Source organism: Kocuria sp. GQ42 (genome assembly GCF_059758435.1).
In genome coordinates this window covers 640807-653002 of record NZ_JCAXEN010000001.1, presented here as the reverse complement: position 1 = coordinate 653002, position 12196 = coordinate 640807, and the positions used below count along the sequence as shown (strand labels likewise).

At 74.7% G+C, this 12196-nt stretch carries 15 protein-coding genes; all 15 read right to left on the bottom strand.

Features of this window, described 5'->3' with window-relative positions; translation table 11 throughout:
- Nucleotides 1-20: 20 nt before the first annotated feature.
- The 15 genes from AC6CH6_RS03050 to AC6CH6_RS02980 all read right to left on the bottom strand — a co-directional run bounded on the left by AC6CH6_RS03050 (nt 21) and on the right by AC6CH6_RS02980 (nt 12153).
- Nucleotides 21-1295: a hypothetical protein gene (locus AC6CH6_RS03050; RefSeq protein WP_498253970.1), complete on the bottom strand. Its 1275-nt coding sequence runs from the start codon at nt 1293-1295 to the stop codon at nt 21-23.
- Nucleotides 1296-1384: 89 nt separating this feature from the next.
- Nucleotides 1385-1753, bottom strand: a complete 369-nt coding sequence (locus tag AC6CH6_RS03045; protein ID WP_498253969.1) for a YraN family protein — start codon at nt 1751-1753, stop codon at nt 1385-1387.
- A 112-nt stretch (nt 1754-1865) separates the two neighbouring features.
- Nucleotides 1866-2210: a DUF2469 domain-containing protein gene (locus tag AC6CH6_RS03040; RefSeq protein WP_017833750.1), complete on the bottom strand. Its 345-nt coding sequence runs from the start codon at nt 2208-2210 to the stop codon at nt 1866-1868.
- Nucleotides 2207-2980 (bottom strand): ribonuclease HII, encoded by a 774-nt coding sequence (gene rnhB, locus AC6CH6_RS03035; protein ID WP_133410822.1) that lies wholly within the window; start codon nt 2978-2980, stop codon nt 2207-2209. The genes AC6CH6_RS03040 and rnhB overlap by 4 nt, the downstream gene beginning before the upstream one ends.
- Complete coding sequence (lepB, locus tag AC6CH6_RS03030; RefSeq protein ID WP_498253968.1) at nt 2970-3875, bottom strand: signal peptidase I; 906 nt, start codon at nt 3873-3875, stop codon at nt 2970-2972. Before lepB (AC6CH6_RS03030) ends, rnhB begins: the two co-directional genes overlap by 11 nt.
- Nucleotides 3876-3937: 62 nt before the next feature.
- Nucleotides 3938-4618, bottom strand: a complete 681-nt coding sequence (lepB, locus tag AC6CH6_RS03025) for a signal peptidase I (RefSeq protein WP_133410823.1) — start codon at nt 4616-4618, stop codon at nt 3938-3940.
- 16 nt (nt 4619-4634) lie between these two features.
- Nucleotides 4635-5039, bottom strand: a complete 405-nt coding sequence (rplS, locus tag AC6CH6_RS03020) for a 50S ribosomal protein L19 (RefSeq protein ID WP_017833754.1) — start codon at nt 5037-5039, stop codon at nt 4635-4637.
- Nucleotides 5040-5234: 195 nt separating this feature from the next.
- Complete coding sequence (trmD, locus tag AC6CH6_RS03015; RefSeq protein WP_498253967.1) at nt 5235-6053, bottom strand: tRNA (guanosine(37)-N1)-methyltransferase TrmD; 819 nt, start codon at nt 6051-6053, stop codon at nt 5235-5237.
- Complete coding sequence (rimM, locus tag AC6CH6_RS03010; RefSeq protein ID WP_498253966.1) at nt 6053-6691, bottom strand: ribosome maturation factor RimM; 639 nt, start codon at nt 6689-6691, stop codon at nt 6053-6055. Before rimM ends, trmD begins: the two co-directional genes overlap by 1 nt.
- A 138-nt stretch (nt 6692-6829) precedes the next feature.
- Nucleotides 6830-7072 (bottom strand): RNA-binding protein, encoded by a 243-nt coding sequence (locus tag AC6CH6_RS03005; protein WP_017833757.1) that lies wholly within the window; start codon nt 7070-7072, stop codon nt 6830-6832.
- A gap of 2 nt (nt 7073-7074) precedes the next feature.
- Nucleotides 7075-7509: a 30S ribosomal protein S16 gene (gene rpsP / locus AC6CH6_RS03000; RefSeq protein ID WP_368811647.1), complete on the bottom strand. Its 435-nt coding sequence runs from the start codon at nt 7507-7509 to the stop codon at nt 7075-7077.
- A 181-nt stretch (nt 7510-7690) separates the two neighbouring features.
- Nucleotides 7691-8872 carry an ABC transporter permease gene (locus AC6CH6_RS02995; RefSeq protein ID WP_498253965.1) on the bottom strand — a complete coding sequence of 394 codons (1182 nt, stop codon included), beginning with the start codon at nt 8870-8872 and terminating at the stop codon, nt 7691-7693.
- Nucleotides 8869-9810 (bottom strand): ABC transporter ATP-binding protein, encoded by a 942-nt coding sequence (locus AC6CH6_RS02990; protein WP_109222458.1) that lies wholly within the window; start codon nt 9808-9810, stop codon nt 8869-8871. The genes AC6CH6_RS02995 and AC6CH6_RS02990 overlap by 4 nt, the downstream gene beginning before the upstream one ends.
- Nucleotides 9811-9970: 160 nt before the next feature.
- Nucleotides 9971-10660 carry a response regulator gene (locus AC6CH6_RS02985; protein WP_419968166.1) on the bottom strand — a complete coding sequence of 230 codons (690 nt, stop codon included), beginning with the start codon at nt 10658-10660 and terminating at the stop codon, nt 9971-9973.
- Nucleotides 10657-12153: a sensor histidine kinase gene (locus tag AC6CH6_RS02980; protein WP_498253964.1), complete on the bottom strand. Its 1497-nt coding sequence runs from the start codon at nt 12151-12153 to the stop codon at nt 10657-10659. The genes AC6CH6_RS02985 and AC6CH6_RS02980 overlap by 4 nt, the downstream gene beginning before the upstream one ends.
- Nucleotides 12154-12196: the final 43 nt, after the last annotated feature.

Here is a 12196-nt window from a genome sequence, read left to right as displayed (position 1 = left end):
CGGTGGAGAAGTCCGCCGACTCAGGCCAGTTCGGTCCCGTTGGGGAGCGAGGGTGGAGGCCCGGGCGTCGCGGCCGGTGACGGAGCGGGTGATGGAGCGCCCGTGGAGGCCGTGGGGGTGGGCGTCGCCGTGGGGGACGGAGCGGGCGACGGAGTGGTGGTCGAGGCCGACGGCGCGGGCGTGGGCGTCGGCGTGGGCTCCGGGCGCGGGGGCCAGTTCCAGCGCCTGGAGGGGCTCGGCGAGGGCGAGGCCGACGCGCCGGCGGTGGCCCCCGGGGTGGCGACCTCGCCCCTGTCGGGGTTCTCGGCGGGAGGCATCGTCTCCTCCGGCGGTGGCGTGACCGGGGGAACGGGCGCCGGCGTGGGCTCCGGTGTCGGCTCCGCGGGAGGGATGACGGGAGGGATCACCGGATCCACCGGCTGCTGGGGGTTTGCCGGTTCCACCGGCGGCTGCGGCGCCGCCGGCTCGGGCTCGGGGGCCGGTGCGGGTTCGGCCGGCACCGGCGCGGCAGGCACGCGAGGCGGCTGCGCCGCGGGACGGGCGGGTTGCGGTGCCGCCGGTGCCGGCGCCGGTTCCGCCTCGATCCGCTCCCGGGGCGTCGGGCTCGGCACGCCGGCCCGGTACTGGCGCTGCTCGGGTCCGTGCCCGACCGGGGAGGGGTCCTGCGACCGGTCGTTGGGGTACGGGGACAGCTCGATGTCGTCGAAGGTCTTCGGCAGCTTCTCGAAGTCGCCGACCATGAGCTCGCGACCCGTGGTGCCGACCGGGACGGCACCGGTGTACTGGGCGATCAGCTCGTGCGTGCGGGCGTCGAGCCGGGCGCCCTCCTGCGGGTCGAGGGGGGAGCCGTCGGCGGCCCAGAAGCCGCCCTCCCCGGAGCGGTTGGGGTCCCAGTCGGAGAGGGCCTCGGCGACCGGCTCGAACGGGAACTGCCCGCCCTCGTGGCTGATCACCTTGAGGTCGTCGATCTGGACGGTGCGGGTGCCCTCGGTGTTGTCGATGTGCAGCTCCACGTAGACCACCGGCTCCACGTTCAGGTCCCGCCGCAGCTGCTCGACGTCGTCGTCGGGGGCCGGCACGGTGGGGAGGTCGAAGGTGACGACCGCGCCCTCGTCGGTGGTGAGGGCGTACGGGCCCGGGCTGAGACCGCTGGGCGCGGTGGTCACGGTGCCCGGCTGCGCGATCGCCTCGGGCTCCGGGGCCTTCAGCACGCCGCACCCGGTGGCGGTCAGCGCGACAGCCGCCGCGAGGGCCGCGGCGCGTCGGGGAGCGGCGAGCGGTCCCGCAGCGACCACAGCACACCTCCGTCGTTCTCCCGGTCATCGACGGTTCAACATTGGCACGTCGCACGAGGCATGTCACGCGGGCCGGGGCGCGCCGCGTCTCATTGGATCTGCCGCAGGACCTCGATCCCCGGCACTCCGTCGTGTGCGAAAGTAATTGCAACGGCATCGACCCTGACCACCCGGGGGTCGCGGTCGTGGGCCCGCGCCCAGGCAGCCGCCAGGCGGTGCAGACGGACGATCTTCTGCCGCGTAATGGACTCGAACGGATGCCCGTACCGCAGGCTCGAGCGGGTCTTCACCTCGACGACGACCACCCAGCCCTCGTGCTCCGCGACGAGGTCGGCCTCCCCCCGCAGTCCGTCCCGGGAGGGCCGTGCGCGCCAGTTGCGCTCCAGCACGCGGTACCCCCGCGCCTCGAGGTGGGCGGCCGCCAGCTGCTCGCCGCGCGCGCCCAGCCCCTCGGACACGGGACACCTCCCTGCTCGGCGGCGCCGTCCCGGCGGCGGCCGGGCGGGTGTCCCCATCGTGCGCCGCGCCGGTCCTGCGCCGAGGGACCTCAGGGGGCGTGTGCAGGGCGGATCAGGGGGCCGCGGGCCCCTCCGGCACGGGCCCGGCGGCGCCCGGCACCGCGAAGGGGTCCGCGTGGGCAAGCTCCTCCACGTTGACGTCCTTGAAGCTCATGACGTGCACGTGCTTCACGAACCGGGCGGAGCGGTAGACGTCCCACACCCATGCGTCCTTGAGCTCCACGTCGAAGTACAGCCCGTTCTTCGTCTCGACCGGCTCGACCCGGACCGAGTTGGCCAGGTAGAAGCGGCGGTCCGTCTCCACCACGAACTGGAAGAGCCCGGCGACGTCCCGGTACTCGCGGTACAGCTGCAGCTCGAGGTCCGTCTCGAAGTTCTCGAGTTCTTCGGCGCTCATGTCGTCCCCTCTCCGATCGTGCTCGGCGCGGCCGCGGGCGGCGCCTGCGTGAGCCGCCAGCTGAGCCGGTGGTGCGGCGTCGTCCCGTGCTCCTCGAGGGCGCGGCGGTGCCGGACGGCGCCGTAGCCCTTGTTGCTGCCCCAACCGTACTGCGGCCAGCCCGCGGAGAGATCGCCCATGATCCGGTCCCGCTCGACCTTCGCGAGCACACTGGCGGCGGCGACGGACGCGCACGTCAGGTCGGCCTTGACGCGGGTCACGACCTGCCCGTCCCACCCGTGCACCGGGAGGTCGTCCGCCGCGGGCGGGAGGTCGCCGAAGAGCGTCCCGGCGCCGGGCTCCGAGAGCCAGTCGTGCGCGCCGTCGAGGAGCACGACGTCGGGCGGCGTCCCCCGCCGCGCCGCGGCCGCGATCGCCCGGTGTCCGGCGAGGCGCAGCGCGGCCGTCAGCCCGAGTCCGTCGATCTCCTGCGGCGAGGCGTGGCCGACGCCGGCGGCCGCGCACCAGGCGAGGATGCGCGGGACGAGCGCTTCGCGCCGTGCAGGGGTGAGCAGCTTGCTGTCCCGCAGCCCAGGGACGCCGCGCTCGGTCCCGGGCCGCAGGACGACCAGCCCGGCGGTGACGGGTCCGGCGAGGGCTCCGCGGCCCACCTCGTCCATCCCGCCGACGAGGCGCCCGTCCGGCTCCTGCAGGGACCGCTCGACGACGAGCCCCGGGGCCCCGCCCCGGGGCGGCGCCGCGCGCCGTCCCGGCCGGGGCTCAGGAACCACCGGTGGACCGGTCGGCGACGTCCGCGAAGACCTCGTCCGGGTTCTGCAGCAGCTGGAACCGGTCGAGCGGCCAGGCGATGACGAACGCGGTGCCGACGACGTCGTCGTGGCTGATGAACGCACCGTTGTCCGCGATCTCGGCCAGGTGCACCCGGGCGTCGGCGGACGCGTCCCGGTGGTCGCCCAGCACGAAGTAGTGGTTCTCGGGGACCTCGACCTCGAACTCGAGCTCCGAGGGCGCGGACCCGGGGTGGAGGTACGCGTCCTGCTCCTCGAGGGCCTCCCCGTTGACGGTGACCCGCCCCGAGGCGTCGCAGCACGCCACGGTGTCGCCCCCGACCCCGATGACGCGCTTGATGAGGTGCTGGTCGGTGCGGTCGGGCAGCACGCCGACGAAGGCCAGGGCGTCGTAGACGGCGTCGGTCGGCCCGCCCCCGCTGTCGGGCTGGGCCGGCAGCCAGCCCTTGGCGTCCTCGAAGACCACGATGTCCCCGCGCTCGAGCGGGCCGAAGGTGGGCTCGAGCACGTTGACGAAGATGCGGTCGTTGAGCTGGAGGGTGTTCTCCATCGAGCCGGAGGGGATGTAGAACCCCCGCACCAGCAGGGTCTTCACGACGAAGGCGATGAGCACGGCCCAGACCAGCACGAGGAGGATCTCCCGCGCCGAGCCCCAGAAGGTGTCGGGGCGCTTCTTGCGGGAGCGCCGGTCGGAGGAGCGCCGGCCCGCGCGGCGCGACGACGCCGGGTCCTGCCCGTCCTCGGCGCCGTCGAGGGGTGCGGTGGCGCGCTCCGCGTCGGCGGTGGGCGCTGCCGGGACGGGAACGGCGGCGTCACCGGGGACGCCGTGGTTCTCCTGGGGCACGCCGTCGCCGGCGGGCTGGGTCCTGTCGGCCACTGCTCTCGTCCTTCCTGGGCGGACGCCTGTGGGCGTCCGGATCCGGATCCGTGCGGATCGCGTCAGAGCTGCCCGGCCCGATCCCGGGGCCACAGAACAGCAATGGGTTCTCCGATGACCTTATCCGCTCGGACCAGTCCGCCACCGGGCGCGCCGAGCAGGCTGCGCGAGTCCACCGACACCGACCGGTGGTCGCCCATCAGCCAGAGCCTGCCCTCCGGGACCACCGCGGTGAACTCGACCTCACTGGGCCGGTCCCCGTCGAGGACGTAGTCCTCGACGATCTCCTCGCCGTCGACCTCGAGGCGGCCGGAGGGACCGCAGCAGGCGACGGTGTCCCCGGGGGTGCCGACGACCCGCTTGAGGTACACGCTGTCCGAGCCGGCGAGCCCGCTCCACCGGCCGAGGGTCTGCAGGACCTGCGCGGGCCACGGGTCGTCGCTGTGCAGCGGGGCGAAGCTGCCCCGCCCGTCGAAGACCACGAGGTCGCCCCGTTCGAGACGGCCCTCGTCGACGAGCTTGCCCACGAGCACCCGGTCCCCCGGTTCGACCGTGGGCTGCATCGAGTCCGACCCGATCCAGTAGACGTCCAGCACGAAGGCGCGCAGCAGACCGGTGACCAGCACGGCCACCAGGAGGGCGAGGACGACGGAACGCCAGCCCCGAGCACGGGGCTGGCGTTCTCGCCGAACGGCGTGGGACCCGGTGGCGCGGGGGTCCCGTGCGCGGGTTCCGGTGGACACCGACGCGCGCGCTGTCCTACTTGCCGGACTTGCCGGACTTGACGGCCTTGCCGGACTTCGAGGACTTGGCCGTGGTGTTGTCGCGCTTCTCGCGGATGCGGGCGGCCTTGCCGTGGCGGTCGCGCATGTAGTAGAGCTTCGCGCGGCGGACGTCACCGCGGGTGACGACCTCGATCTTCTCGATGACCGGGGAGTGCACCGGGAAGGTGCGCTCCACGCCCACACCGAAGGAGACCTTGCGGACGGTGAAGGTCTCGTGCACGCCGGCGCCCTGGCGGCCGAGGACGAAGCCCTTGAAGACCTGGACGCGGGAGCGGCTGCCCTCGACGATGTTGACGTGCACGTTGAGGGTGTCGCCCGGACGGAAGTCGGGGACGTCGCTGCGCAGCGACTTGGCGTCGAGCTGGTCGAGAATGTTCATGGTGACTCTCCTGGTGAACGCCGCAGGTCGCTCACGTGGGTCGGCACGGATCCGTGGTCGCGGGGCGGTGCCCGGTCCGGGTGCGGGATCCGCAAGACGTGGTGACGGGAGCCCTGTTCGGGGTCCCGGGTGTCCGGCTGTTGGTCGCTCATCCCCCTGCGGCAGGGGCGTGCCCAGCAGACACACAGCTGAACATTATGCCACAGGTTCCCCGGAGGCGCCGTCCCCGGCGCGCACCACGTGTCCGCCCGAGACGACCCACCCGGCCTCGGCCAGGACGGCGCGGTCCGCGCGGTCCAGGCCGGCGGGGTCCAGGGACGCGACGAGGTCGGGGCGGCGGGCGGCGGTGCGCTGCAGCTGGCGGTCCCGCCGCCAGCGGCCGATCCGGCCGTGGTGGCCGGAGAGCAGGACCTCGGGGACCGGCCGGTCCCGCCACAGCGCGGGCTTGGTGTAGACGGGGTACTCGAGCAGGCCGTCGGCGTGGGACTCCTCCACGAGGGACTCGGGGTTGCCGACCACGCCGGGCACGAGGCGCCCGATGGCCTCGACCATGGCGAGCACGGCGACCTCCCCGCCGTTGAGGACGTAGTCGCCGAGGCTCATGGGGCGGACCTCGAAGTGCTCGCGGGACCAGTCCACCACGCGCTCGTCGATGCCCTCGTAGCGCCCGCACGCGAAGACGAGGTGCTCCCGCAGGGCCAGCTCGCGGGCGGTGGCCTGGGTGAAGACCTCACCGGCCGGGGAGGGCACAACCAGCACCGGCCGCTCCCCCGCGGGCGCGGGTCCGCCGCCGAGGACGGCGCCGAGCGCCGCGGCCCACGGCTCCGGCTTCATCACCATGCCGGCCCCGCCGCCGTAGGGGGTGTCGTCCACGGTGCGGTGCCGGTCGGTCGTGAACTCGCGCAGGTCCGTCACGGTCAGCTCGAGGAGGCCCTGCTGCCGGGCCTTGCCGATCAGGGAGAGGTCCAGGGCGGAGAGGTACTCGGGGAAGATGCTGACGACGTCGATGCGCATCAGCGCCCGCCCTCCGGCGCCCCGTCCGCGGGGTCCCCGCCGCCGGGGTTCCCGCCGCCGGGGTTCCCGTCGTCGCCGTTCCCCTCATCGGGCCTCCCCTCGTCCAGGCCGAGCTCGAGCAGCCCCGGCGGAGGGGTCACCACGACGAAGCCCCCCTCGGGGTCGACGACCGGGACGATCTCCTCGACGAAGGGGAGCACGGCCTCGCGCCGCCCCTCGTCGAGCTCGATCTCCAGCAGGTCCTGGACGGGCAGGGTGCGCAGCCCGGTGACCACGCCGATCCGCGGGCCCGACCCGTCCTCGGGACCGGTGCGCACCTCGAGGTCGACCAGCTCGTGCTCGTACCACTCGTCGGACTCGGGGTCCTCCTCCAGCGCCTCGGCGTAGAGGCGGGCCCCGCGCAGGGTCTCGGCCCCGTTGCGGTCGGGGACCTCCTCGAGGGCCACCACGAGCACGGCCTTGTTCCAGCGCGCCCCGCGCACGGTGACCACGCCCTCGGGGGCGAGGGGGACGGACGGTTCGAGCAGCAGCCGGGCGCCGGGGGCGAAGCGCTCCTCCGGGGCGTCGGTGAACAGCTGCACGGTGACCTCCCCCCGGATGCCGTGGGGCTTGCCGACGCGGGCGACCTGGACCTTCATGGATCTCCTGGGGGTCGGCGGCCGGGTGGCCGCGGGGAGGGGTGCGGTGGCGGGGAAAGCCGACGGTCCCCGCATCCGGTGCGGATGCGGGGACCGTGCGGGCGGCGGGACCGGACGCCGGGGCGCCCGGTGCGCGCCTCAGCGGGTGCGGTCGGTGTCGACGACGTCGATCCGGACCGGGCCGTCCTCGGCGAGTGCGCCCACGACGGTGCGCAGCGCCTTGGCCGTGCGGCCCTGGCGGCCGATGACCCGTCCGAGGTCGTCCGGGTGCACCCGGACCTCGAGGGTCTCCGACCGGCGCCCGCTCTTGACACGGACGTCGACGTCATCGGGGCTGTCCACGATCCCGCGGACCAGGTGCTCCAACGCGTCGGCGAGCATGACTACTCGGCCTTCTCGGCGTCAGCCGCGGGGGCGTCGTCGGACTCGGCACCGGGGGCGGCCGGCTCGGCCTTCTCGCCCTTGGGGGTGATCGCCTCGGGGACGACCACGGAGCCCTTGTCGGGGGCGACGAACTCGGCCTTGGGCTCGCGCGTCCGGAGGGTGCCCTCGGCGCCCTCCTCGCCCTTGAACCGCTGCCAGTCGCCGGTCACCTTCAGGATGGCGGCGACGGCCTCGGACGGCTGGGCGCCGACGCCGAGCCAGTACTGGGCCCGGTCCGAGACGACCTCGATGTAGGAGGGGTGCTCGGTCGGGTGGTACTTGCCGATCTCCTCGATGACGCGGCCGTCGCGCTTCTTGCGGGAGTCGACGACGACGACGCGGTAACGGGGATCGCGCATCTTGCCCATGCGCTTGAGACGGATCTTAACAGCCACTGGTGTGGACTCTCCTGGTTCTTGGATGAGGTGAACGCCCTGGTCTCGCTCCCGTGGGGCGGGCCGGTCACAGGGGTTCTGTGGACACGAGAAACGTGCGGCGAGAGGGACCGCACGCATCGAGTACCCGTCCAGTATGCCAGACGCCGTCAAGTCCGGCGTCCCGCGGCGCGCTGCCCGCTCACTGCTCGAGGCGTGCGGCCTCCCGCCACGTGAGGGAGCGTCCGCCCTGGAACACGGCGCGCTGGTAGATCCGCTCCCCGAGGCGCAGCAGCACCCAGGCCGCGGCGAGGGCCAGCGCGAGGGACAGCACGGGCTGCCACCAGGCGACGCCGCCGTCCAGCATCCGGACGGGCATCGCCACCGAGGAGACGACCGGGACGAAGGACGCGGCCGTGAGCCACGCGCCCTCGGCGTAGAGGCCCACGAAGAGGGCTCCGATGAGCACCGTCATGATCGGCCCGGTGTTCGTCTGCAGGTCCTCGGAGCGGGAGGCCAGGGAGCCGAGGACCGCCCAGACGGAGGCCTGCGCGGCGAAGCCCGCCACGAAGAAGGCCACGAACCAGCCGGACGCGGCGAGGATCCAGCCGACGTCCGCGGCGGCGCCCGTGACGTTGACGCCGACGAGGCCGACGGCGGCGTAGAGCCCGATCTGACCGAACGCGAGCAGGGAGTTGCCGAGCACCTTGCCGTAGAGCAGCTGCCGGACGGGGACGGCGGTGGCCAGGATCTCCACGACCCGGTTCTGCTTCTCCTCGAGCACGGAGTTGGCGATGGCCATGCCGAAGAGGATGGCGGCCAGGTAGAACAGGAACGCGAAGACGAGGCCCACCACGAGCCGTGCGGGGCCGCGGTCCTGGCCGCCGGACAGCAGCTCGGTGCGCACCTCGGCACCCGCGGTCAGCTCCTCGGCGGTCGTCCCGGCGGCCCGGGCGCCGGCCGCCAGCGTCTCCGCGGCCACCGCGTCCTCGAGGACCCGGGCGAGGGCGGGGTCGACGTCGTCCTGGCCGACCACCGTCCACCCGTCGAGGTCCCGCAGCAGCGCGGCGTCGGCGGTCCCGTCGGCCACCGCCTCGCGGGCCGCGTCCGGGGAGTGGGCGGAGTGCACGGTGAGGGTGTCCTCGCCGCGCTCCGCCAGTTCCTGCGCGGCCCGGGCCGCGACGGGCGCCGCGTCGGGCGCCGCGGTCGCCAGGACGTGGTCGGCGGCCCGGCCTCCGAACAGGGCGGAGGCGGCGATCGAGGCGGCCACGAGGAGCACCGTGACCACCGTGGAGAGCAGGAAGGACCGGTCCCGCAGCTTGACGGAGATCTCGCGGGACGTGACGATCCACCAGGGACGGGCTGCGGGCGGGCGGGCGCTCATCGGGTGACCTCCCGGTAGACGTCGGACAGGGAGGGCACGATCTCGGCGAACTCCAGGAGCCCGCGGGGCACGGCGGTCTCGAGGACGCGGCGGCGGGCGGCGGCGTCCTCGAGCTCGAGCACCGCGGCGGGTCCGTCGACGTCGACGACGCGCACGCCCGGCAGGTCCCGCACCCAGCCGGCGTCCTGCTCGCAGCGCAGCCGGTGCCGGCGGGGACCGGTGCGGCGCAGGTCCTCGGCCGTGCCGGAGGCCAGGACCCGGCCGCCGGAGAGGACGACCAGGGAGTCGCAGAGCCGGTCGACGAGGTCGAGCTGGTGGCTCGAGAAGAGCACGGGCACGCCCTGGGCCGTGTGCTCGCGCAGCAGCTCGACCATGGAGTCCACCGCCACGGGGTCCAGGCCGGAGAACGGCTCGTCCAGCACCAGGGCGGCGGGCCCGTGCAGGAGCGCGGCGGCGACCTGCACCCGCTGCTGGTTGCCGAGGGAGAGGGACTCCAGCCTGTCCTTCCCGCGCTCGGCCAGGCCGAAGCGCTCCAGCAGCCGCCCGGCCTCCGCGAGGGCGTCCCGGCGGTCCATGCCGTGGAGCCGGCCGAGGTAGCCGAGCTGGTCGAGCACCGGCTGCTTGGGGTAGAGCCCCCGCTCCTCGGGCATGTACCCGAAGCGGGCCCGGTCCGCCGCGGTGGCGGGACGGCCGTCCCACAGGACCTCGCCGGCGGAGACGCGCAGCACGCCCATCAGCATCCGCATGGTCGTGGTCTTGCCCGCGCCGTTGGCGCCGACGAAGCCGGTCATCCGGCCGGGCTCGACCCGGAAGGAGACGTCCTCGACCACGGTGCGGCCCCCGAAGGACCGGCTCAGGCCCCGCGCCTCCAGGACGTGCCCCTCGGGGCGGCTCCGGAAGCGGGTCGTGGTCGCGGCGGGGGTGGTGCTGGTGCTCATGGGCCCGGGTCCTCTCGGGGTGCGTCCTCCCGGTGGGTGCCGGGCGGCTCGTGGTCAGCCTACGAACGCGGGGGCCCCGGCGGATCCCCACCCGGGCGGAGTGCGGGCGCCCCGGGGAGCGGGTCGCGGCCGGCGGCCTCCGTCCCGGGGCGGAGCCCGCTCAGTCGACCAGGCCTGCCCGGTGGGCGAAGACGACGGCCTGCACCCGGTCCCGGGAGCCCGTCTTGGCGAGGATGTTGGACACGTGCGTCTTGACGGTGGCGGGTCCGAGGAACAGCCGCTGGGCGATCTCCGCGTTGGACAGCCCGTCCGAGACCAGCAGCAGCACCTCGTGCTCCCGCTCGGTGAGGGACTCGACGACCCGGCGCCGCGCGGGGTCGGACGGCGGGGGGTCGGCCGGCGCGGGAGCGGCCTCGGGGGCGGGTGCCGGGGCGTCCGCGGTCAGGGCCCGGATGACGCGCAGCGTGGCCTCGGGGGCGAGCAGCGCGTGGCCGCCGGCCACGGCGCGCACGGCCTCCACGAGGTCGTCCGGGTCGGCGTTCTTCAGCAGGAACCCGCTGGCCCCGGCGGCGAGCGCGTCGAAGAGGTAGTCCTCGCGGTCGAACGTGGTGACGATCACGACCTTCGCGCACCCGGTCCCGACGATCCGGCGGGTGGCCTCGATGCCGTCCATGACCGGCATCTGCACGTCGAGCAGGGCCACGTCCACGGCCCCGTCGCGGGCGGCGGCGACGGCCTGCGCGCCGTCGGAGGCCTGGGCCACGACCTCGATGTCGTCCTCCACGGACAGGACCATGGCGAAGCCGGAGCGCACGAGGGCGTGGTCGTCGGCGAGCAGGACACGGATCATGCCTCCGATCCTCGCAGAATCCCGTCCGGGGCGCCGGGGACGGCGCCGGCGGCCGCGTCCGGGCCGTCGTCCCTGGTGCCACCGGAAGGCAGGGGGCAGCGGGTGCGGACCCGCCAGCCGGGCCGGCCGGAGCGCGGCCCGATCTCCGCCTCCCCGCCGTGCAGGCGCACGCGCTCGCGCAGCCCCTGGAGGCCGAACCCGGTGCCGGCGGTGCCGCGGCGGGGCGAGCCGTCGTCGAGGACCTCGAGCTCGAACCACGGCTGCCCCTCCGGGCCGCGGCCGGTGCGCAGGGTGACGGACGCGGTGCCGGCCGTGGAGTGGCGGATCACGTTGGACAGGGACTCCTGGGCGCACCTGAAGACGGACAGGCCGAGGGCCGGCGGGATCCTGTCCAGGTCACCCGGGACGGCCTCGACGGTGCGGACGTCCACCGCGAGCCCGTTGTTCGCGTGCCGGCGGGCGAGGGCCGCGATGTCGGCGAGGCCGGGGTCCGGCCGGCGCGCGGCGTCGGAGACGTCTCCGCCCGGGCCGGGGACGCCTTCCTCGCCCTCGGCGCGGAGCACGCCGAGCAGCTGGCGCATCTCCCCCACGGCGGTCCGGCTGGACGCCTCGATCGTGCGCAGGGCGGTGGTGGCGGCGGCGGGGTCACGGTCCAGGACCTTGCGCGCCGCCCCCGCCTGGATGCCGATGACGGACACGTGGTGGGCGACGACGTCGTGCAGCTCCCTGGCGATGCGCAGCCGTTCGTCGACGACGGCGCGGCGGGCGATCTCGGCGGACTGCTCCCGGATCCGCTGCGCCTGGGCCGCAAGGCGGTGCTGCTGCAGCGCGGCCCGCCAGGACGCGCGCCCGGCCAGCACCGCCCCGCCGAAGTACACGGCGTTCACGATCAGGGTGAACACCGCGTAGGACGGCAGCTGGGGCAGCGGCCCGTCGACCTCACCCAGACCGGAGAGGAAGTCCGCGTAGGCGTTGGTGATGGTGAAGGCGCCGAGCAGCCACAGCCCCATGGTGCCCACGACCACCGACATCGCGACCCACAGGGCCTGGCGGTCGCGGGACCAGGCGACGGCGGCGTAGAGGGCCGCGAAGTAGGCGCCCTGGAAGGGCAGCGTCATGGCGGCCGTGGGGCTCGCGTACGTCAGGCCCAGGAACAGCGCGGAGGACGCGACCACGACCGGCAGCGGGAAGCGACGGCGCACGGCGAGGGGCACCACGATGAGCACGGTGCTGAGGTAGAAGCGCCAGGGCTCGTCCCCCTCCGCGAGCCCCGCGTAGCTGTGCAGCAGCACGGAGGCGAGGAGGGAGACGAGCAGGAAGCCCAGGGCGGCCAGCACGTCGTTGCGCCGCTGGGCCGCCGTGGGCGCGGGCCGGGACCAGAACGGGTCCTCGGGGTCGTTCAGCCAGGCGGTGACGCGCACCGCGAGCGGAGCGCGCCGGACGGGGGCCGGGTCCGGGTCGGTGTCCGGGTCGGTGGTGGATCGGGTGTGCACGCCCCCACGGTAGCCCGCGGCGGCGGCGCGGGACTTCCGCCCC